Source organism: Corynebacterium sp. KPL2734 (assembly GCF_040225595.1).
Taxonomy (GTDB): domain Bacteria; phylum Actinomycetota; class Actinomycetes; order Mycobacteriales; family Mycobacteriaceae; genus Corynebacterium; species Corynebacterium rhinophilum.
The window spans coordinates 100,724-119,803 of sequence record NZ_JBEHFO010000005.1; the positions used below are offsets into that span (position 1 = coordinate 100,724).

Annotated in this window: 23 protein-coding genes; 11 read left to right on the plus strand and 12 right to left on the minus strand. The window is 59.9% G+C overall.

The genetic code is table 11. The features are described 5' to 3' along the window. The first annotated feature begins 107 nt into the window (after positions 1-107). Positions 108-767: a DNA-3-methyladenine glycosylase I gene (locus ABRP88_RS04980; protein WP_349836456.1), complete on the plus strand. Its 660-nt coding sequence runs from the start codon at positions 108-110 to the stop codon at positions 765-767. Here the strand turns inward: ABRP88_RS04980 and sepX are convergent, their stop codons facing one another. From sepX to ABRP88_RS05000, 4 genes are all read right to left on the minus strand, one after another. Beyond that, positions 768-2,231, minus strand: coding sequence for a divisome protein SepX/GlpR (sepX, locus tag ABRP88_RS04985; RefSeq protein ID WP_349836458.1), 1,464 nt, complete (start codon positions 2,229-2,231; stop codon positions 768-770). A gap of 145 nt (positions 2,232-2,376) precedes the next feature. Beyond that, positions 2,377-3,087, minus strand: coding sequence for a GNAT family N-acetyltransferase (locus tag ABRP88_RS04990; RefSeq protein WP_296088348.1), 711 nt, complete (start codon positions 3,085-3,087; stop codon positions 2,377-2,379). Continuing rightward, entirely contained in the window at positions 3,087-4,421 is a 1,335-nt protein-coding gene (glp, locus tag ABRP88_RS04995) for a molybdotransferase-like divisome protein Glp (protein WP_349836459.1), read from the minus strand. The genes ABRP88_RS04990 and glp overlap by 1 nt, the downstream gene beginning before the upstream one ends. 75 nt (positions 4,422-4,496) lie before the next feature. Further along, positions 4,497-5,423, minus strand: a complete 927-nt coding sequence (locus tag ABRP88_RS05000) for a UTP--glucose-1-phosphate uridylyltransferase (protein ID WP_284770618.1) — start codon at positions 5,421-5,423, stop codon at positions 4,497-4,499. A 68-nt stretch (positions 5,424-5,491) separates the two neighbouring features. Between ABRP88_RS05000 and ABRP88_RS05005 the strand changes: the two genes are divergently transcribed. From ABRP88_RS05005 to mscL, 3 genes are all read left to right on the plus strand, one after another. Beyond that, positions 5,492-6,073, plus strand: coding sequence for a 5-formyltetrahydrofolate cyclo-ligase (locus tag ABRP88_RS05005; protein ID WP_349836461.1), 582 nt, complete (start codon positions 5,492-5,494; stop codon positions 6,071-6,073). Between the two features lie 41 nt (positions 6,074-6,114). Further along, the gene (locus tag ABRP88_RS05010) at positions 6,115-6,837 is read left to right on the plus strand and encodes an SAF domain-containing protein (protein ID WP_296088334.1); all 723 of its coding nucleotides are present in this window, start codon (positions 6,115-6,117) and stop codon (positions 6,835-6,837) included. A gap of 155 nt (positions 6,838-6,992) precedes the next feature. After that, a complete protein-coding gene (gene mscL, locus ABRP88_RS05015) occupies positions 6,993-7,490 on the plus strand; it encodes a large-conductance mechanosensitive channel protein MscL (protein ID WP_284783451.1) in 498 nt (165 codons plus the stop codon). A 111-nt stretch (positions 7,491-7,601) separates the two neighbouring features. Here the strand turns inward: mscL and ABRP88_RS05020 are convergent, their stop codons facing one another. The 3 genes from ABRP88_RS05020 to ABRP88_RS05030 all read right to left on the minus strand — a co-directional run bounded on the left by ABRP88_RS05020 (position 7,602) and on the right by ABRP88_RS05030 (position 10,033). Then, a complete protein-coding gene (locus tag ABRP88_RS05020) occupies positions 7,602-7,832 on the minus strand; it encodes a hypothetical protein (RefSeq protein WP_284851804.1) in 231 nt (76 codons plus the stop codon). Between the two features lie 28 nt (positions 7,833-7,860). After that, entirely contained in the window at positions 7,861-8,469 is a 609-nt protein-coding gene (locus ABRP88_RS05025) for a MogA/MoaB family molybdenum cofactor biosynthesis protein (RefSeq protein WP_023025969.1), read from the minus strand. Positions 8,470-8,530: 61 nt separating this feature from the next. Next, positions 8,531-10,033 carry a trypsin-like peptidase domain-containing protein gene (locus ABRP88_RS05030; protein WP_349836463.1) on the minus strand — a complete coding sequence of 501 codons (1,503 nt, stop codon included), beginning with the start codon at positions 10,031-10,033 and terminating at the stop codon, positions 8,531-8,533. A 315-nt stretch (positions 10,034-10,348) separates the two neighbouring features. On the opposite strand from ABRP88_RS05030, the gene ABRP88_RS05035 reads away from it, so the two are divergent. Further along, positions 10,349-11,722: an MFS transporter gene (locus ABRP88_RS05035; protein WP_005281963.1), complete on the plus strand. Its 1,374-nt coding sequence runs from the start codon at positions 10,349-10,351 to the stop codon at positions 11,720-11,722. Positions 11,723-11,895: 173 nt separating this feature from the next. Here ABRP88_RS05035 and rpmF read toward each other — a convergent pair whose 3' ends face one another. After that, entirely contained in the window at positions 11,896-12,069 is a 174-nt protein-coding gene (rpmF, locus tag ABRP88_RS05040; RefSeq protein WP_005279913.1) for a 50S ribosomal protein L32, read from the minus strand. 15 nt (positions 12,070-12,084) lie between these two features. Then, on the minus strand, positions 12,085-12,354 hold the full coding sequence (locus ABRP88_RS05045; protein WP_005279912.1) for a type B 50S ribosomal protein L31: 270 nt from the start codon (positions 12,352-12,354) through the stop codon (positions 12,085-12,087). A gap of 515 nt (positions 12,355-12,869) precedes the next feature. On the opposite strand from ABRP88_RS05045, the gene rpmB reads away from it, so the two are divergent. The 6 genes from rpmB to ABRP88_RS05075 all read left to right on the plus strand — a co-directional run bounded on the left by rpmB (position 12,870) and on the right by ABRP88_RS05075 (position 15,799). Next, entirely contained in the window at positions 12,870-13,106 is a 237-nt protein-coding gene (rpmB, locus tag ABRP88_RS05050; RefSeq protein WP_005279911.1) for a 50S ribosomal protein L28, read from the plus strand. 2 nt (positions 13,107-13,108) lie between these two features. After that, the gene (gene rpmG / locus ABRP88_RS05055; protein ID WP_023025964.1) at positions 13,109-13,273 is read left to right on the plus strand and encodes a 50S ribosomal protein L33; all 165 of its coding nucleotides are present in this window, start codon (positions 13,109-13,111) and stop codon (positions 13,271-13,273) included. 3 nt (positions 13,274-13,276) lie between these two features. After that, on the plus strand, positions 13,277-13,582 hold the full coding sequence (rpsN, locus tag ABRP88_RS05060) for a 30S ribosomal protein S14 (protein ID WP_005279906.1): 306 nt from the start codon (positions 13,277-13,279) through the stop codon (positions 13,580-13,582). A gap of 15 nt (positions 13,583-13,597) precedes the next feature. After that, positions 13,598-13,852 carry a 30S ribosomal protein S18 gene (rpsR, locus tag ABRP88_RS05065; RefSeq protein WP_005279904.1) on the plus strand — a complete coding sequence of 85 codons (255 nt, stop codon included), beginning with the start codon at positions 13,598-13,600 and terminating at the stop codon, positions 13,850-13,852. A gap of 332 nt (positions 13,853-14,184) precedes the next feature. After that, the gene (locus tag ABRP88_RS05070) at positions 14,185-14,967 is read left to right on the plus strand and encodes a putative nucleotidyltransferase substrate binding domain-containing protein (protein WP_349836465.1); all 783 of its coding nucleotides are present in this window, start codon (positions 14,185-14,187) and stop codon (positions 14,965-14,967) included. 112 nt (positions 14,968-15,079) lie between these two features. Further along, on the plus strand, positions 15,080-15,799 hold the full coding sequence (locus ABRP88_RS05075; RefSeq protein WP_349836466.1) for a TetR/AcrR family transcriptional regulator: 720 nt from the start codon (positions 15,080-15,082) through the stop codon (positions 15,797-15,799). Between the two features lie 80 nt (positions 15,800-15,879). Here the strand turns inward: ABRP88_RS05075 and ABRP88_RS05080 are convergent, their stop codons facing one another. Genes ABRP88_RS05080 through purH form a run of 3 tightly spaced genes read right to left on the minus strand, consistent with a single transcriptional unit; the run spans position 15,880 to position 19,069 of the window. Then, on the minus strand, positions 15,880-16,491 hold the full coding sequence (locus tag ABRP88_RS05080) for a hypothetical protein (RefSeq protein ID WP_349836468.1): 612 nt from the start codon (positions 16,489-16,491) through the stop codon (positions 15,880-15,882). A gap of 33 nt (positions 16,492-16,524) precedes the next feature. Continuing rightward, positions 16,525-17,505 carry a hypothetical protein gene (locus tag ABRP88_RS05085; protein ID WP_349836470.1) on the minus strand — a complete coding sequence of 327 codons (981 nt, stop codon included), beginning with the start codon at positions 17,503-17,505 and terminating at the stop codon, positions 16,525-16,527. 31 nt (positions 17,506-17,536) lie between these two features. Further along, positions 17,537-19,069, minus strand: coding sequence for a bifunctional phosphoribosylaminoimidazolecarboxamide formyltransferase/IMP cyclohydrolase (gene purH, locus ABRP88_RS05090; RefSeq protein WP_349836472.1), 1,533 nt, complete (start codon positions 19,067-19,069; stop codon positions 17,537-17,539). Between the last annotated feature and the right edge of the window lie 11 nt (positions 19,070-19,080).

The window sequence follows — 19,080 nt, forward strand, 5'->3', positions numbered from 1 at the left end:
CGCAATTTCACCAACTAGCTAGGTACACACTGCGCCCCACCCGCCATCGCTGCTTCAATGGAAAAGACAGGGAAAATAGGCACTACACAGCAACAGGAGAACCTCCCATGGATACTGAAACCACTACCGAAGAACGAACCCCGCTAGCGTACGACGAAAACGGTATAGCCCGCACGCCGTGGGCCGTGACATCGTCGCTGTTGACGGCTTATTACGACACCGAATGGGGCCTTCCCATTAGGGATGAGGCCGGACTGTTTGAGCGCCTGAGCTTGGAGTCCTTCCAGTCTGGGTTGTCCTGGGCCGTGGTATTAAAAAAGCGCCGCGCCTTCCGCGAGGCCTTTTGCCACTTTGATCCAGAAAAGGTCGCGGAATTCGGCGAGGCCGAGGTGGAGCACTTGCTTGCCGATGCCACCATTATCCGCAACGAGCCCAAGATCCGCGCCACCATTAATAATGCAAAGGCCACCATTAAACTGCGCGAAGACGGTGGCTTAGCGGATTTCATTTGGAGCTTTCAGCCCACAGAAAATATTTATCCCGAGGTCATGGAGGATATTCCGAAGAAGAGCCCAGAGTCGCAGGCCATGTCGCGGGAATTGAAGAAGGCCGGTTTTAAGTTTGTGGGGCCGGTGACCTGCTTTGCGCTCATGGAAGCTATCGGTATGGTCGATACCCATCTCTTGGGCTCTCACCGCCGGGCTACCTCCGGCGTATGGCCGGAGGAAACCGAAAAGCTCCACGGAAGCGAGAATGCAGCCGGCTAATTAACCCGCGCGTCGAGCGGCCAGGTCATCGCGGCGACCTACCCCGCGAGGACCGGCGTGCGGGCCGTCAAAGTCGCCGTCCTCATCATCGCTGTAGCTTAAGGGAAGGTGCTCAAAGTCGGGGCTTTCATCGTCGATTTCGACGACGACCGCACCCGGACGGCGCAGGTTGCGGGGGATCTTCAACGCCTCATCATCGGTATTGTGAACGCCCAACCGCGCCCGGCGCAGGTGCTTTACGCGGCGGCGCAAGAGTGCTTGCTCTTGGCGGACTTGTGCGCGCAACGCCACCAGATAGATGCCGGTCAGAACGCCGACGATACCTGCCAGCCACCAGGTCCATCCGCCAGCCACAATGCCGAGGGCCACGGTGAGGACCACGGCGATGGCTAGGCCAATGAGCGTGCGCTGTCGGCGTTGATAGCGCGTAGCGGACTTTTCCTTATCTGCCACTGGGTCCCATCCACCACGGCCAAGGCGGCGCTGAGCAAATGCCACCTCGTCCTCAGAAAGATCAGTATTCAGCGCCGCGTCCTCAGCGCCATGTGCACCGTACTCATCTACTTCGGCCGATTCCTCTGGTACACCATCGTGCTCTGTCTCTGCGGAATCGGTTTCTGCGGTATCCGGTTCTTCTGCATCAATGACTGGGGCGGGATCAACCGCACCCGGATACATCAGGTCTACCGGGGAGGTATAGGTCTCGTCGTAGTCGTACGCGTCCTCAGCAATGTCTGCTGCCACCGGCGCAGTGAATGACTCGGTGGAATTGGCAACCACACCGCCGCGGCGGCGCTTGCGCTTTGCACCATCTTCTTCCCCGTCGGCGCGCTCATCATCAAGCAAAACATCATCGGCATCGTCTGTATCCGCATTTGCATCGTCGGAAGCGCTAGACGTACGTGCGCTATCGGCGGCGGTGGTGGCATCGGTGGTATCAGCGGTGTCAGCTGCCGCGGCCGGAGTCGCCGATTCCTCAATGATTTCACCCTCAATGGTCTCTGCAGCGTCTTCAACTGGGGCGGAGTGTTCATCGTGCGCGTCCGCCCTGTCCTCGTCGGTGGCAGAGCGGAATGCGCGGCCACCCACGCCAAAGGGTTGTGCCCGGGCGCGACGGGCCGCCCCGGCGATGGTCCGCGATTGAGCGCGGGAAGCGCGGTCCTCTGCTTCATCCTCGATCAGCACGTCATCGACGTCTGCCTCGCGGTCCGGGTCCTCGGCAGCAGCGGATACAACCTCGTAGTCTTGGTCTTCATCCGCAGCACTGCGGTGGACATCATCAGCCCGCAAGCGCGGACGGCGGCGGCCGGCGACATTGCCGGAATCGCCGGAAAAGAGCACGCGGGTATCCTCAAAGGCCTCTCCGGTGTGGCTCATCGGGCGATTGCTCCTGCCCAAGAGCCACGGCGCGAGCACGAAGAGCCACACCACGATGATTGCAATAACTGGCACAGCTGTGGACACGACTTAAGGACCTTCCCTTGGAGTGCAAATGATTACTCCACTCTAATCGCCACAACCGCACTTTAGGGGCCACAGAAGCCGCAAATTACAATGTTGTTACTTATGTGAAAATTGAGAAAGCGTTACCCCGAATTACGCATGCCTTTCACACCAAACGTCCAGCTTGGCGCAGCCGCTCAACCGCCGTGGAGGAATAGTCTTCCTTAACCAGGGCCACGAAATGGTGATCCCGCCAAGCACCATCGATATGCAGGTTGCGGCGCAAATACCCCTCGGAGCGAAATCCATTGGCCCCTAGCACACGCCCGGAAGCGGGATTTTGCTCCAAGTAGGTGGCAGTCACGCGGTGCAGGCCTACCCGCCCAAAGGCGTGATCCACTCCCAAGGCGGTAGCCGCGGTGGCGACGCCGGCACCCTGCACGGCGGAATACACCCAATAGCCAATCCAACAGTCCCGGATGCTGCCATGCTGAATATTGCCAAGTGTTACCTGGCCAACGAATTTTCCCCCGAGCTCAATGGCCAAGGGTATAACCTGCGCATCACGCGCGGAGTTGCGCAGAAAAATGAGGTAATTCCACCAGGCCTGCGAGTTGTGGGCTTCTGCCCAGGTGGTCGCTTGGGTAGGCTCCACCGGCCGGAGCAATGGTTCATCCTCAATGCGCTGGCGCCGCCACTCGGGACCATCCGAGCGCAGCAAGGGTCTCAGCCGCATTCGCCCGCCAGACGGCAGTGTCCCCGAGGAAGGAAGCTGCACCGTCGGCGTCGCCTCCGGCCAACCGGGATGCAGATCATCAGTGGGCCCGGTGACTGGATGGCGCAGCTTGGCTGAGGCGGTACCGAAAGGGTCAAGCATTAGCTGCGCTGGGTCAGAAATAAGACGTCAACAACATCGCCCGGGCGGATCTCGGTGACTTCCTCCGGCACGCGGATCATGGCATTAGCCTCTGACAGTCCGGCCAGAAGGTGCGCCGGCGCGCCGGTCGCACCGCCAAGACCCTCGACCAGGTAATCGGCGGTTTCGGCATCGCGCATCAAGCGGGCACGGATGAAACCACGGCGTCCGGGGCGGGAATCAATGTGGTTGAGCGCGCGGGCACGCACCACCCGGCGGTGGGCGTTGCGCTTGCCCAAGGCCAGGCGAATCAAGGGTCGAATATAGATTTCGAAAATAACCAGCGACGATACTGGGTTCGAGGGAAGGAGGAAGGTGGGGATGCGTTCATCTCCTACCAGCCCAAAACCTTGCACGGATCCTGGGTGCATAGCCACGCGGGAGGTATCGATATCGCCAATTTCCGCCAAAATCTCGCGGATCTGTTCGGCACCAGCGCCACCAACGGCACCGGTAATAACGAGGGCCTCGCTGCGCGTGATGTGGGTTTCTAGCACTTCCCGGATACGGCGCGGTTCGCCTTCGGCAATGCCCACGCGGACCACGTCCGCCCCCGCTTCTTTTGCAGCGGCAGCCAAGGAGTAAGAGTTCACATCAAAGACTTGGCCTAGGCCCGGTTCCTTGTCCACATCAACGAGCTCGCGGCCAAAGGACACGATGGTCACGCGCGGGCGCGGATAGACCAGCACTTTGGAGCGGCCCACCGCGGCCAGTAGGCCAATCTGCGCTGGGCCGAGGACGGTGCCAGACGATACGGCGACATCGCCGGGCTGGATATCATCGCCCACGCGGCGGACGAAGTCGCCCGAGCGCACCGTCCGGTGCGCCGTGATGCGCTTGCGTCCGCGGTCGGTCCACTCGAGGGGCAGGACGGCATCGGCAAGCGTGGGCAAGGGAGCACCCGTATAGACCCGCACGGCTTGCTTGGGCTGCAGGCGCAGCGGCTGCTTCGAACCGGCCGGAACGTCGCCCACGACGGGCAAGGAGCGCTCGACCTCTGGCGGGGCGGGCTGCGTGGCGGCGTCATCGGCCTGCTCAGCCGACTCCTCCCCCTCGCTGCCGTCTTGGTCCTGATTCTTCGCGCGCCGGACCTTCAGCCCGCGCTCGCCGCCGATATCAACGGCGCGTACCGCATAACCATCGATGGCCGCCTGGGGAAAGCCCGGTAAGGGCTGATTGGCCTGCACCTGCTCGGCGCACATTAACCCCAGCGCATTAGAAATGCTCATCCGCACCGGCTCCGGGGTCGTCGCCGCATCAGTAATCAGCGCCAACTGGTCATCAACTGAACGCATACGGTCTCTGCCCGCCCTTTCTTCTTGCCCTCTTACCTTGCTTCCCTCAACGCACGTGCGCGCGGTGCAAGGTAATTAGTTAAGGCCTTGTTCCGCCTCGAAATCGGACATGATTTGTTTAATAGCTTTATACAGCGCTGGGCCGTATTTTTCATCGCGCAGGCCAAAGTCCACGTTAGCCGGGATATAACCACCGGGGTTGCCTAAATCGTGGCGCTTGCCCTCGTGGACCACCACGTGGACGGGCTCGCCTTCTTCAATGAGCAGCTCGATGGCATCGGTAAGCTGCAATTCCCCGCCCTTGCCCGGTTCGATCCGGCGCAGCGCATCAAAGATCTTGCGGTCCAAAAGGTAGCGCCCCGTAGCAACCAGGTTGGACGGTGCGTCCTCTGGGTCCGGCTTTTCTACCATGCCGACGACCTTTTTCACACCCGGCGCGTCAGTATCTTCTACGTCAAAAACGCCGTAGTTAAACGTCTGCTCTTGTGGTACTGCAAACGCGCACAGCACGCTGCCGCCAAGCTCAGCACGAACGCGCGCCATATCTGCCATGACGGTAGCCGGCAGCACGATGTCATCCGGCAGCATGACGGCAAAAGAGTCCTCGTCCTCTGCCAGGACTTCTTCCGCCAGCCCCACGGCATGGCCCAAGCCCAAGGGCTTTTCTTGCTCTACCGCGATGGGCTCAATGAGCTGGTGGGCGCGGTTGACCTTGGCCACCTGCTCATCCTTGCCGCGGGAATCTAAGGTTTCTACCAGATCCGGAAATTCCGCAAAATGGCGCATTACTTCTTGCTTTTCGGGTGCGGTAATGACCGCAAGGCGGCGCGCGCCCACAGAGGCTGCCTCCTCAGCAATCAATTCGATGCCGGGAGTATCCACAACGGGCAGCAATTCTTTGGGGACGGTTTTCGTGGCGGGCAGAAAGCGGGTGCCCATGCCAGCCGCAGGAACTACAACCGTGGTGATTCCGGTGGCGGAATCTTCGAGTTCATTAGCCATGGATCTTAGGGTACAACGGCGCACTATTTTCCTGTGTAGCGCTACGCCACGGACGCTATTATTTATTTATGCCTTCTTCCAGCGATATCAAAGCTCAACTGCGCACCCGCCTGCTTCGCGCGCGCCGCAACCTCACCGACGATAAGCGCGCGGAATGGACCACTGCCCTGCGCGAGCAGCTAGAACCCGAGCTTGCCGGCGTATCGAGCGTCGCTGCCTATTGGCCGTTGGGCTCAGAGCCGGGCGGGGCGGATTTCATCCCGTGGCTTTCCCGCCGCGTCGACCGCGTATTATTGCCCATCACCTGCGGTAACGGCGTCTTGAACTGGGCAGAATACAAGGGCCCGCACAGCATGCAGCCCGGCCAGTTGGGCATTTCTGAGCCGGCCGGCCCGCGTTTTGATAGCCGCGTGCTGTGCGGTTGCGATCTGATTTTGGCACCCGCCATGGCCATCGATTCCGCTGGAAACCGCCTGGGCAAGGGCGGCGGCTATTACGACCGCGCACTTTCCTTGGTGCCGCGCAACCACCCCGCGGTACTCGCCATGGTCTACCCCACCGAGTTCCTTGACTCTATCCCAGCCGGGTCGCACGATCACCGCGTCGAGGCCGTGGTTACCGCCGCAGGGATCCACCGCTTTTCTTCCTAAACCGAGGGAACCGCGCAGGCGGTAGCGCAGTCTAATTATGCATGGCTCATTCTCCGTCCCCGCGAATCTCTCAATTCCTTCGCACCCTGCGCACCCCTGGCCACCGCCGCGGCGTGCTCGTTCGGCGCGTCATCGCGCTGGTCCTGCTCATTGCCGCACTGGTTTCCGCGATTTCCAGGGCGAAGGAACTGCCGCAGGTGCTGGTCTTTAGCCACGATCTGCCCGCCGGTGCGGAGCTTTCCGCCTCCGATGTCTCCCTCGAGCGCCTGCCTTCTTCTTCCATTCCTAGCAGCGCGCTTGCCGATGCCCCCTCCGATCTCGCCGGCCGCATCATCACCGCCGCCGCGGGCAGGGGTGAGGTGGTCACCAGCCAGAGACTCCTAGGCCAAGAGTTGGTGTCTAGCCTCGTCACGGAATCGGGGTCTGCCGGTTCTAAGGAAGGAAGTTCCGGCCGCATGATCCCTGTAAAACTTGCCGATCCTGACATCATTCCCCACCTGCAGCACGGCGATACCGTCGATATCGTCACGGCAAGCGATGCCACCGATTCCCAGCCCGCGACCGCCCGCGTCATCGCCTCCGGCGCCCGGGTGGTCTCCACCACCACTGCGGAGGGCGAGGTTTCTTCTGCCACCGTCTTGCTCGCACTTCCTAATGAGCATGCCAATGACGTAGCCGCTGCCTCATTGAACCAACCGCTGACCGTGGTCATCGTGGGCGATCGCGCTCAGCCTCAAGCCGTTGATGCAGATGCCTCACCATAAATGCCTGCACAAAGGTTGACCACTACATCCGTCAAGTGAGTTGTGGCATTCACGTGTCCGTCAAGTTGTGAGTACTTTTAGCTTGAACTAAACTTCCCGCTTGCTCATGGTTCACACCCATCCTTATCTATTCCCAGAAAGGTTCTCCGTCTCCCATGCTCAAGGGCTTTAAAGACTTCATTATGCGCGGCAACGTGGTCGAGCTTGCCACCGCAGTCATCATCGGTTCCGCATTCACGGCGATTGTTACCTCCGTAACGGATTCCATTATTCAGCCGATCATTAACTCCTTTGGCTCCGCCGAAGTCGATGGTTTGGGCTTCCAAATCACCGATAATAAGTCCACCCTCGTAGACTTTGGCGCCGTCATTACCGCAGCGATTAACTTCCTGATCATCGCCGCAGTGGTCTACTTCCTCATCGTGATGCCGCTAAACAAGCTCACTGAAGCATCCAAGCGCCGCCAGGGTGTCGACCCAGAGGCACCGGCACCAACCTCGGAAGAACTCTTGGCAGAAATCCGCGATCTCTTGCAGGCCCAGAACGCGGGAGCTGTCTCCGCCGCAGATAAGGCACTTGGGGATGCCACTGCGGTCGAGGACACCGATGGCTCCACTGCTTCTGAGGGCAAGCACAGCCGCCACGACGACTAATTCTTGCTAAGAAGCAGTTAAGCCCGTGTCCACCTTCGCAATGAAGGAGGCCACGGGCTTTTGTAATGACTGCTTGAGCATTTTTGGCTCGCGACAAGGATAAGCAGACTATTAGCCGTGGTGCGGCGGCTGGTTTTCGCGGTAAAATTCTTCGCCGCGCTCGGCTGGCTGAGCGCCATCGCCTTCCGCTGCGGCATCCTCGAGAGTGACGATGCGCTGGGCATCGGTGCCTTCCCCACTAGCTAAGTCCTGCCCTACCGGGCGATCCGCGCTGCGGTCATATTCCGGCGCATCTGATCGCCGGAATACGCGCCTGCGCTGTCGGCGTGGTTGCGAGGTCATGGCAGTATCTCCACCCCTTTCCTTCGCGTTATTGCACGCTGGATTCTTGCAGTTGATCCACGAGGTGGTGGACCAGCGGGGTCAACGTGGCCATGCCGTCGCGCACGGCAGCGCGCGACGGCGCAAGGTTGACCACGACGGTGGAACCAGAAACGCCCGAAATTCCGCGGGATGCGCACGCATCGACCGCGCCGCAAGCCTGACCAGAAGAGCGCAAGGCTTGGGCCACGCCCGGCACCATCTTGTCGATGACCCCAGTGGTAGCTTCCGGCGTCTTATCGCGCGGGCCCACTCCGGTACCGCCGACGGTGAGTACGAGATCTACACCGCCGACGACGCCAGTTTCAATGGCCTGCCGGATCTTGGATTTCTTCGAGCGCACAACTACCGAACCATCGATGCGGAAATCCGCCTCTGCCAAAAGCTCAGTAACCAGTTTGGAGGTACTATCTGAATTTTCGCCGGGGTGATCCGTGACGATCACAACGAGCGCGCGACGCGGCGCCGCCACCCGGTCTTCTTTCTCGCTGGCCAAAAGGTAGGCATCATCCGGCTCCGCCACATCCCGCAAAGCGTCTGTGGAAGCCGAATCCTCCAATCGGGTGGAGTCGGTCAAGTCTTGCTGGGAGTCTGCCATTTTTCTCCTTCAAAGAAACGTCGGGGGCGCAATGCGGACACGGCGCGGGCTGCATTTTAATCTACTCGCCTGTCAGGGTTACCTCTACCTGACGAGTGTCATCCGAATTTCCATCGGATACTTCCAAGGTGACGGTCGCACCGAAGTCCTGGGAACGCGCGGCTGCGATAAGCGCATCGGCGTTTTCAATCAGCCGGTCATTGACGCGGGTGACGATATCGCCCTGCTTCAAACCTGCTTGTTCCGCCGGGCTCCCCGGCTCAACCTCGGCAATGCGCGCGCCATTTCCGTCATCGCGCGCCAAGACCTTAACCCCCAAGGTGGGGTGGGTTACGTGGCCTTTATTGATGAGCTCATCAGCCATGCGCTTGGCAAAGTTGGAAGGAATGGCAAACCCGAGGCCGATAGATCCGCCCTCACCCGAGGTCTTATCGGACAACGATGCAATCATCGAGTTCATACCAACGATATTGCCCTCCATGTCCACCAAGGGACCACCGGAATTGCCGGGGTTGACGGCGGCGTCGGTCTGGATGGCATCGATAAGCGAAGACTCGCCACCCTGCTGAGACGCGCGCACCGGGCGGTTCTTTGCGGACACGATGCCGGAGGTCACCGTGGCATTAAGCCCGAGGGGCGAGCCGACGGCGACTACCTCTTGGCCAACCGCTACCGCATCCGAGTCACCGAATTGGAGGTGTGGCAAGTCGTGCACGTCCTTGATCTTGATGATGGCAACATCCGTATTGGCATCGGAAGCCACGAGATCGGCTTCGTGCTTGCTGCCATCGTTCAAGGTCACCTGCATAATGCCGCCCTGCTCTGCACCGGCGATGACGTGGTGGTTGGTCAACACATAACCGTCAGGAGAAATGATGGAACCGGAACCTTCCGCAGCCGAGGTCCGAGTAGCGGTCTGAATGGATACCACGGCCGGCAAAACCTTGGCAGAAACCGCTTCCACCGAGCCTTCCTCCGGCTCCTTGCCCATGCTGTTGGCGGCCGGTTTACTATTGAGCGCCTCATTGACCACGGACGTGCCGCTGCTGGATTGATTCTTTCCCACGACCACGCCGGTAATGGAGCCTGCAGCGATTGCCGCTACCGCAGCGATTGCCATCGCGGCCCCCAGCCCGACCTTCTTTTCCTGCTTTGGCTGCGGCGGCAATGGCGTTACCCCAGGCACGGGCGGCTGGCCGGGTTGATTATTCGCAGGCCCCTGCTGGGAATACTCGCCTTGCTGGGTAGCGAAGCTAGAAGTTTCATGCTGCCCGCGGGTAGCACCCGGCTGAGCGCCGCCAAAGAGGCGATTGCTGGGCGGGGTGTACTGCCCGTGATGCGGCGCCTCGTTACCGTGTGCGGAGGCTTGTGCCTCCTGCTCGTTGATGCGCGGCTGGTTCCAGCCTTGGGAATAGGTTCCGTTGGAATACGCGGATCCAGAATCCTGTTGCCCACCGCGCGGCTGGTTATACGGCGCCTGCCCAGTATTCGTGCCGTAGGGTTCCTGCGGGACACCGTGCGACTGACCATTATTACCGCGGTTGTCATCATTCCTCATGTTCATAGGAACACTATGCCTCGCTTCGCTTAGTCACAACTTAAACTACTCTGCCAACGTACTAGAAGTTCCTGTGAAGTTACTGTAGGCAATAAGCTGGTCAAACTCACCACACCTGTCGCCTCCCTTACGTTCGCACTCGACTCCACCATCACCCCGTTAGACATCCTCCCATCCTGCGGCACACCGCTGTGAACAGAATCACCGAGGAATAAAATCGATCCATAGTTATGTTAGCGTACTTTTATATTTAACTTAAGGTTAGCCTTACTTTACCCTTAAGTTAAATCTTTTTAATCTTTCCAACCCAAGGAGTATGCAGTGCTGACATGGCTCAAATCTCCCCGCCCACGCCCTCAATTACCTAAAGAGGACGTTGATAAGAAATTCCCCCGCCTTCGTTTTCAGGTCTTCATGGGAATCTTCCTGGGTTACGCGGGCTTTTACCTCATCCGCAATAACATCTCCACCATCGCGCCGCTGCTGCTGGAAGATAACGGGACCATCGACAAGCCTGCAATCGGCATCATTAGTAATGCCGTGCTGATTTCTTATGGCTTATCCAAATTCTTTTCCGCCATGCTCGCGGACCAATCCAATGCGCGCTATTTCCTGCCCATCGGGCTGAGCTTGTCCGCGCTGATGAACCTGATTGTCGGATTCGTCCCGTGGGTCTCTGCATCCGTAGGCGTCTTTGCCACCGTCATGTTCCTCAATGGCTGGTTCCAAGGCATGGGACACCCACCATGCGGCCGCGTCATCGTGCAATGGTTCTCCACATCCGAGCGCGGTTGGAAGGGCTCGCTGTGGAATACCTCGCACAATGTGGGTGCAGGCGTATTACCGCTGCTGGTAGGCGTCGGCTTGGCGATGACCGGCAATCAATGGCAGGTAGCCTTTTGGCTCCCCGCAGTCGCGGCCCTGATCATCGCGGCCTTAGCTTTCTTACTCATCCGCGATAACCCGCCTTCAGAAGGACTGCCGACGGTCGATGAATGGCGCAATGATCCCGCCAAGGTTGCAGATATCCAGCGGCAAGAAGGCGATGGAATCTCCACCAAGGATCTCATTTTCAAATACGTCCTGCGCAACCGCATCATTGTCCTCTTGGCCATCGCCAACGTATTTGTCTATGCACTGCGCTACGGCGTGCTCAACTGGATTACGACGTACCTCGCTGAAGTCCACCACATGAACATCAATTCCGGCTTGGTCGCCTTCGGCGCCTTCGAGCTCGCAGGCCTGCTGGGCACCATTCTCTGCGGCTGGATGTCCGATAAGCTCTTCCACGGCAACCGCTCTAAGGTCATCTTGATCTTTATCTTGGCTACGGGCCTGTCCATCGCCGGCTACTGGCTGGCCCCCGTAGGCACCCCGTTCGCGATCATGGTTATCTTCATCGCGCTCATCGGTGCCTTCATCTACGGTCCGGTTGGCCTCATCGGTTTGCAGGCCCTCGACCTCTCCCCGCGCAATGTGGCAAGTACCGCTTCCGGTTTTACGGGGCTTTTCGGTTACCTGCTCGGTGCCACGCTCGCCTCGACCGGTGTGGGCTACCTGGTCAAGTACGCCGGTTGGAATGTCACCTTCATGGTCTTCCTGCTCTTTACCATCCTCGTTTTGGCCATCTTCCTCTTTATTAATAAGGAAGAAGTCCGCCTCACCGAGGAGCGCAAGGCCGCCCTCGAGGCATAGGCCTTCGGCTTAGGAGAACGCACTGTGGCTGCGCGTTGCCCGCACCACCTGCCGCCCACCCCGGGCTGGCAGGTGCTTTTTGATGCCCCCTAGAATCTAAGCGGGTCTAAAACATCGCAACCCCCTCGCAGTCACTAATAAGCAACCGGGAGGGGGCGAGGATGAAAGCAGGCTTAGAACTGCTCTACGTCAACCAGGCCGAGCTTAGCGGCCTTGACCAGACGGCGCGGGATGCGCACGGTCTGACCGTCAATGGTGACTTCCTGGAGGGCGACGTTGTCAGCCTTCCACTGGGAACGACGTGCGTGGGTATTCGCACGGGACTTCTTAAACTTAGGAGTTGCCATTTTCTCTTCTTCTCCTTACGCGTTCTTCTTCTTGCGGCGAGCCATGGCACCGAAGCGCTGGTTGAAGCGCTCGACGCGGCCAGCGGTATCCATAACGCGCTGTGCACCAGTCCAGAACGGGTGGGACTCAGCAGTAACGTCAACGACGATGAGCGGGTACTCGTTGCCGTCTTCCCACTCAACGGTGCGAGAAGAGGTAGCGGTGGACTTGGTCAAAAAGGAGTGACCGGTACCAGCATCACGGAAGACCACTGGGTGGTAATCCGGGTGGATGTCTTTCTTCATATATATTCCCTCAGGGTTGGACTACGGGTCGGTTCCGCACACTGGATTGCTATGCCGGTACGGATCGTGCCCGAGTTGGGATGTACAGTTACAGCTCGCCCGGCGCCACAAAGCGCGCCGACCGATAACCTGAATTATCCTACATTCCACGGCCATATATACGAAATTGCTCGCCTGTGGCAACCACAGTCGCCACAGGCACACATATGCGCCCCATTCATTATAGTAGGCCTCGTACCTCCCCAATGCTTTGGGCACTGTCGCTTGATCGTCGGCAGAAAGCCGACACCTTTATACGTAGGGGCATCGCAGCAGCGATTAGGTATATCGCGAGTAAGGCTGTAAGATTTGCTCTTGCTGTTGTCAAAATATACGTATTACGCCCCGTCTACTGGTTTTTGACGATGATGCCGCACCTGCTCACACCTCACTTTTTGAGCACTGCCACCCTCACACGGCAGTCGGCACGTAGTCGTTTATAGCCACGATGTGGGCGGCTAGGAGAAAGAAGACCCATGTCGGCTATTTGCCAGGTAACGGGCCGCAAGCCGGAATTCGGCAAGCAGGTCTCGCACTCGCACCGCCGCACTTCGCGCCGTTGGAACCCCAACGTGCAGCGTCGTCGCTACTACCTGCCCTCTGAGGGCCGTACCATTACTCTGAATGTTTCCACCAAGGGTATGAAGATCATTGACCGCGACGGCATCGAGTCCGTTGTTGCCAAGATCCGCGCACGTGGGGAGAAGATTTAAGTATGGCACGTAACGATATTCGCCCAATCATCAAGCTGAAGTCCACTGCGGGCACCGGTTACACCTACGTGACCCGTAAGAACAAGCGCAATAACCCGGATCGCATCTCCCTGAAGAAGTTCGATCCGATCGCCCGCAAGCACGTCGAATTCCGCGAGGAGCGATAATTCATGGCTAAGAAGTCCAAGATCGCTAAGAACGAGCAGCGCAAGGAAATCGTCGCCCGCTACGCGGAGCGTCGCGCTGAGCTCAAGAAGATCATCAAGAACCCGAACACCCCGGATGAGGAGCGTTTGGAGGCTCAGTTCGAGCTGAACCGCCAGCCTCGTGACGCTTCCCCAGCCCGCGTTCGTAACCGCGACGCAGCCGATGGCCGCCCACGCGGTTACCTCCGCAAGTTCGGCCTGTCCCGTGTCCGTATGCGCGGCATGGCTCACCGTGGTGAGCTGCCGGGCGTTCGCAAGTCCAGCTGGTAAAGGGGTAATTGCACAATGGCTAATAAGCGCAATAACCAAAAGAAGTTCCGTATGGAGCAGAGCCGTCGCCCGAAGAAGAACCCTTTGAAGGCTGAGGGCATTGAGAAGGTGGACTACAAGGACACCAAGACTCTGCGTCTATTCATCTCGGATCGCCACAAGATCCGTTCCCGTCGCGTCACCGGCTTGACCCCGCAGCAGCAGCGTCAGGTTGCTACCGCAGTCAAGAACGCACGCGAAATGGCTCTCCTGCCGTTCACCACCCGCTAAACAGTAGCTGGGTATCAACAGCGCACTTTTGCCGCTGGCAAGTGTGACACGGTAAAAGATCCATAAACTTTCGCCGCCTACCTTTCGAGGTGAGGCGGCGAAAGTTGTTTTTGAGGTCTTATTGAGCGCTACACCGCACACGCGCCATACCTCCGCGAGAGCACCAGCAGCAAAGCTCCGCCACGGTCTCCCGCGGCACCCTTTCTCGGCGTACTCGCTGCACACTCCCCCAAGCGCTACTGCGATATCGCATAAGTGTTACATTTATAGCAATCCCGCGCCGGTCAATGTAGATGCGCACCGCTTTGCAATGAGTGAAAGGCAGTGACTGTATGGCCCTGCATCAATCCCTTCTCGATCTTTCGGAGCTTGCTCCCCATTGCCAATCCCGGGCAACTGCTCGCGGCTTATTGGCGGAGGCGCAAGATGTCTTGCGCAATGCGGTAGCACACCAAGACGATGAGATTGAATTAGCAAACTGGTTTTCGCGGCTACTGACAGACATCGTGCGCGCACCAGGCGTGGACGCGGATGTTCGGTTGACCGGCGCGGCGGCGCGCGGGGATCAGCTGCCCAGCATGCCCATCGAGTGGATGGGAGAAGACAGCGACTTGGAGTCCGTCTTTCGCGATGTGGGTCTAGAGGCGCACCAAGCAGCCGATTCCATGGCAGCGCGTGTCGATGCCGGTCTGCCTTTAGGCCGCGGCGGCGAGCAGGCTTTATTGGAGGAAGCGTTGTCCCAGCGTCCGCCCTTGCTCCAACGCGTCGGCGGTCTGCCCGATCGCAGCGCGGCCGTGGACATTAAGTCCATGTTGTTGTCCCCCATCGCCGCCATTGCACGGTGGGCGGCACCGGGCCCGCGCCCCACGGTCGATCGCCTTGCCATTGGCCAAGAGCGCGGGATGCTCACCGCGGAGGACGCAGAGACCTTGGATCTTGCGTGGCGCACAGGGTATTCGGTAGAAATGCGACGCTGGTTCGACAACGTGCACGGCCGCGAATCCACGCTGCAGGATCTCCCGCCGCTGGAACGCACGGCTTATGGCACGGCCTGCCGCATGGTGTCTGCGACCTTCGAGTCCATCTCCCAACGCACCGCGGATGTCGCACATTAGAATCGCCACAAAGTTTTTGTGGCTACGCATGCGGTCCGCGCCGGCGGGCTGCAGGGCTGTAGAGTTGTTGAGTAATAGCATTTTCTGCTGAGAGAAAGGAGGCGTCCGCCGCATGTCAGGAAACGTCGGTAGGCCGCGTAAACATAGCCCCCGCCGCAGAGGCAATAGCGCCCGGGAAGAGATTTTGGACGCCTCCTCAGAGTTATTTACCACCCAGGGCTTTGCCACGACGTCGACCCATCAAATCGCGGACGCGGTGGGCATCCGGCAGGCATCGCTGTACTACCATTTTCACTCCAAGACGGAGATTTTCCTCGCGCTGCTTAATTCCACCATTGAGCCCTCGCTGGAGTTAGCCGATGAGCTAGTGGATTCTGATGCCGAGCCCGAGCAGCGCCTGTGGTCGTTGGTCGCCGCGGAATCGCGCCTGTTGCTCACCAGCGGTTGGAACGTCGGCCGGTTGTACCAGTTGCCGGTGGCCAATTCGCCGGAGTTTTCGGAGTATCACAGCTCCCGCGAGCGGCTGCAGAACCACTTCCGCACCACCGCCGCTGCCATTGTGGGCGATGCGGATCCGCGCATCGAGTTGCCCTTCCACATCGCACTGTCGGTCATCGAGATGCGCCCCAATGATGGCACGCCTCCCTATGCCGCGGCCCAGTCGGTTCCGGAGACTGCCGCCATGCTTGCCGATGCCGCCCTTGCCGTCCTCGGCGCCACCGTTCCTGAGGACGCCGAAGCGATGACACTTGAGCTGCTGAAGAACCGCAATGACTCGATTTCTGCGGCTGCGGCGGCAGCAGCGGACCGCAATAAGAAAAAGTCCCGTTAACCTCGTTATGGCGCGTTAACCTCTCCCCTGAGGTTAACACTAACCATTTCTTTGTGGCGTCGTTAACCACTTACCAATGGTTAACGTTGCCAGGATTGAGTAAAGTCCGCGGTGGCGGCCAGTCCGCCGCCTTCGCGCACGCTAATCCCGCTGGGGGTTACGACGATGGTCGATGGTGTGGCATCCACGTAGTAGTTGCCGCCGTCTTGGCCAATGATTGACCCAGTAAATTCGCCACCAAAGATGGTCGAGCGGTACGTCAGGACGTTTCCCTGATTTTCACAGATAATGGCCCTGCCGTCTGGGCCTTTGCCGGCAAAGACGACGCGTTCATAACGGTGGCAATTAGCGTAAGTATTGGTATCGGTCCAGCCGTATTCACCCAAGCCGTCGATGAAGCCACTTCCGCCGCCATTATTGTTTTTTGGTGGCTGTGCCTGCTCCTGTTCGGTCTCGGTCACCGTGACCACCGGTGGTTCTTTCTCCTGGGTTTCCGGGGATTTGGTCGTCGAAGTTGCCTCTGCGGCAGTATCCGTCGTGCTTTCGACGGTGGTCATGCCGCCATCGCCGGAAAAGTCGGGTTGATCCCCATCCGAGCCAGTGCTGCAGGCGCTTAAAACAATGCCCGCGGTCGCTACCGCGCCGAGGTGCAATCCCCAACGCAAACGTGGAGTTAGATGAAAATGCGGCATGATAAGTCCTTTCTCACAAACCTGGGGTGGGTGCTAACAAGCTGGGGTGGGCCAAGCAACGTCGGCCTTGGAGAGATCGAGCGCCATGCCCGAAAGTAATGGTTGGGCGGAGGCGTACTGACCATCCGGGGCCGAGGCGATGAGTGCTACCGCCACCTCGCGGCCGCCGATGGTGGCAAGACCCATCTGCCGCACATCATAGCCGCCCGCGGTATCTGGGCCCCAGCCGCCTTTGAGGGCGGCACCCTCTAAGTTGCGCAGGCCATAGCTTTGGGCGGGGTCGGGCGTAGACATCGCGGTGAGGATGGGTTCGGCACCGTTGACGCAGCGCAGCTTTGCCATGAACGCAGCCTGGTCGCCCACGCTCCACTGCGTTTGTCCAAAGGCGCTAAATTCCGGGCGGGTGACCTGGCTTTGTACCTGGGTGGTGGCATCGCCGGCATCGGCAAGCACTTGTTGCGCGGCCTGGGCGGCTTGTGCGCTGCCGCCCAGCGCGTCCCAGGCGGATTGAGCCGCCGCATTATTGGAATAGGTAATCGCAGACGTCACCACGTCGGGGCCGATGAGCCCTGCGCGATGGGCCGCGATGAGCACCGGCACCTTGGAGGTGGACCAGGCGGTTTCGGGCGCGGTGCGCCCGGCGGCAACGGTGGTGGTGCCATCCGATACCGCGATGCCTACATTGCCGTAGTTGGCGGCGATGCGGTCGAGCTCGCGCTGCAGGTCACCAGCCACAGCCGCCCCGTCGGCACCGGCTGAGTTCGCGGCATCTGACTGGGCATCGGCTGGCGCACCCTCGGCCTTCTCTGCGGCATCGCGAGGGCTATCCGCCGTATCCGCCGCGCTCTCCGTAGAGCGCGACGTTGTCTGCTTGGCGATGCCCGGCTCTGACTCCGTCTCCTGCTCGCCCTGCCCGCACGCGCTAAGACACAGCGCCCCGGCCAAAAGTAGGCCACCAAACGCCATGCGTCTCGCTGCAGTACGCCTTGGTGCGGTGCGGGTTGGTGCGAGCATGGCCAGGATCCTTAGGGTTCAGGCGCTAACGCTAGTGAGCGAAGTGGCGCGTTCCAGTGAGATACATCGTAACACCAGCGGCCTTAGCTGCCTCGATAACTTCTTCATCGCGGATGGAGCCGCCGGGCTGAACAACGGCTTTCACGCCGGCATCGAGAAGCACCTGCAAACCATCGGCAAAGGGGAAGAAGGCGTCGGAGGCGGCGAAGGAGCCTTGGGTGCGGTTGGTGGCATCGGCAAGCGTATTGGCGCGCTCGACCGCAAGCTTGGCGGAATCCACGCGGTTGACCTGGCCCATGCCCACGCCTACGGTCGCGTTGTCCTTGGCCAGCAAAATCGCATTGGACTTGACCGCGCGCACCGTGCGCCAGGCGAATTCGAGCTGAGCCAAGTCCTCGTCACTCAAGGCCTCGCCCGCTGCTAGGGTCCAGTTTTCGGGCTTATCGCCCTCGGCCTGGTAGGTATCCGGCTCTTGGCGCAGCACGCCGCCGGAGATGTACTTGCGCTCCTCGCCTTGTTCCTCTGGCTCGGCCAAAAGCACGCGCAGGTTCTTCTTGGACTGCAGGATCTCCAGCGCCTTATCCTCATAGGCGGGCGCGACGATGACCTCGGTAAAAATACCCTTGACCTGCTCGGCCATCTCGACGCTGACCTCGCGGTTGACGGCGATGACGCCGCCGAATGCGGACATCGGGTCGCAGGCATGCGCCGCTCGGTGGGCCGTAGCGATGGACTCGTCCGATACGGCGATGCCACACGGGTTGGTGTGCTTGATAATAGCCACGCAGGGGCGCTCATGATCCCAGGCCGCGCGCCAGGCAGCATCGGCGTCCTGGTAATTGTTGTAGCTCATCTCCTTGCCGTTGAGCTGCTTGGCATTGGCCAGGCCTTTGGTGCCAATCCGGGTCACGGTGGCGGCCTGGTGAGAGTTCTCGCCGTAGCGCAGCGAGGTGGTCTCCTCGCCATCGCTGAGCTGGTCCACGAACCATGCGGAGACCGCCGCATCGTAGTTAGCGGTGTGGAGGAAAGCATCGCGGGCGAGCCCACGGCGCTGGTCAAGGCTAAATCCACCCTCCTCAACAGCCTGGGTCACCTCGCCATAGCGCGCCGGATCCACGACCACGGCAACGGACGGATGATTCTTGGCCGCCGCGCGCACCATTGACGGTCCACCGATGTCGATCTGCTCCACGCATCCATCGAAGTCCGCGCCGGAGGCGACCGTTTCCTGGAAGGGGTACAGGTTCACCACGACCAGCTGGAAGGGCTCTACCTCAAGCTCATTGAGCTGCGCCAGGTGGTCTTCCTTGCGAGTATCGGCCAAGATCCCGGCGTGCACGCGCGGGTGGAGCGTCTTGACGCGGCCTTCCAGGCACTCGGGGAAGCCGGTGAGCTTTTCAACCGGGGTGACCTCGATTCCCAGGTCTGCAATCTTCTTGGCGGTGGAGCCGGTAGAGACAATCTCTACGCCTGCCTTATCAAGTGCGCGGGCCAGATCCTCCAGCCCCGTCTTGTCGTACACGCTAATGAGTGCGCGCTTTACCTGCTTGCGGTCTTCGCTCATGAGGAGGATTA

Bases quoted from the DNA above. Each gene is read 5' to 3' on its own strand.
- ABRP88_RS04980 (WP_349836456.1), top strand. From the start codon at position 108: ATGGATACTGAAACCACTACCGAAGAACGAACCCCGCTAGCGTACGAC.
- ABRP88_RS04990 (WP_296088348.1), bottom strand. From the start codon at position 3,087: ATGCTTGACCCTTTCGGTACCGCCTCAGCCAAGCTGCGCCATCCAGTC.
- glp (WP_349836459.1), bottom strand. From the start codon at position 4,421: ATGCGTTCAGTTGATGACCAGTTGGCGCTGATTACTGATGCGGCGACG.
- ABRP88_RS05000 (WP_284770618.1), bottom strand. From the start codon at position 5,423: ATGGCTAATGAACTCGAAGATTCCGCCACCGGAATCACCACGGTTGTA.
- ABRP88_RS05005 (WP_349836461.1), top strand. From the start codon at position 5,492: ATGCCTTCTTCCAGCGATATCAAAGCTCAACTGCGCACCCGCCTGCTT.
- ABRP88_RS05010 (WP_296088334.1), top strand. From the start codon at position 6,115: ATGGCTCATTCTCCGTCCCCGCGAATCTCTCAATTCCTTCGCACCCTG.
- mscL (WP_284783451.1), top strand. From the start codon at position 6,993: ATGCTCAAGGGCTTTAAAGACTTCATTATGCGCGGCAACGTGGTCGAG.
- ABRP88_RS05020 (WP_284851804.1), bottom strand. From the start codon at position 7,832: ATGACCTCGCAACCACGCCGACAGCGCAGGCGCGTATTCCGGCGATCA.
- ABRP88_RS05025 (WP_023025969.1), bottom strand. From the start codon at position 8,469: ATGGCAGACTCCCAGCAAGACTTGACCGACTCCACCCGATTGGAGGAT.
- ABRP88_RS05030 (WP_349836463.1), bottom strand. From the start codon at position 10,033: ATGAACATGAGGAATGATGACAACCGCGGTAATAATGGTCAGTCGCAC.
- rpmF (WP_005279913.1), bottom strand. From the start codon at position 12,069: ATGGCAACTCCTAAGTTTAAGAAGTCCCGTGCGAATACCCACGCACGT.
- ABRP88_RS05045 (WP_005279912.1), bottom strand. From the start codon at position 12,354: ATGAAGAAAGACATCCACCCGGATTACCACCCAGTGGTCTTCCGTGAT.
- rpmB (WP_005279911.1), top strand. From the start codon at position 12,870: ATGTCGGCTATTTGCCAGGTAACGGGCCGCAAGCCGGAATTCGGCAAG.
- rpmG (WP_023025964.1), top strand. From the start codon at position 13,109: ATGGCACGTAACGATATTCGCCCAATCATCAAGCTGAAGTCCACTGCG.
- rpsN (WP_005279906.1), top strand. From the start codon at position 13,277: ATGGCTAAGAAGTCCAAGATCGCTAAGAACGAGCAGCGCAAGGAAATC.
- rpsR (WP_005279904.1), top strand. From the start codon at position 13,598: ATGGCTAATAAGCGCAATAACCAAAAGAAGTTCCGTATGGAGCAGAGC.
- ABRP88_RS05070 (WP_349836465.1), top strand. From the start codon at position 14,185: ATGGCCCTGCATCAATCCCTTCTCGATCTTTCGGAGCTTGCTCCCCAT.
- ABRP88_RS05075 (WP_349836466.1), top strand. From the start codon at position 15,080: ATGTCAGGAAACGTCGGTAGGCCGCGTAAACATAGCCCCCGCCGCAGA.
- ABRP88_RS05080 (WP_349836468.1), bottom strand. From the start codon at position 16,491: ATGCCGCATTTTCATCTAACTCCACGTTTGCGTTGGGGATTGCACCTC.
- ABRP88_RS05085 (WP_349836470.1), bottom strand. From the start codon at position 17,505: ATGCTCGCACCAACCCGCACCGCACCAAGGCGTACTGCAGCGAGACGC.
- purH (WP_349836472.1), bottom strand. From the start codon at position 19,069: ATGAGCGAAGACCGCAAGCAGGTAAAGCGCGCACTCATTAGCGTGTAC.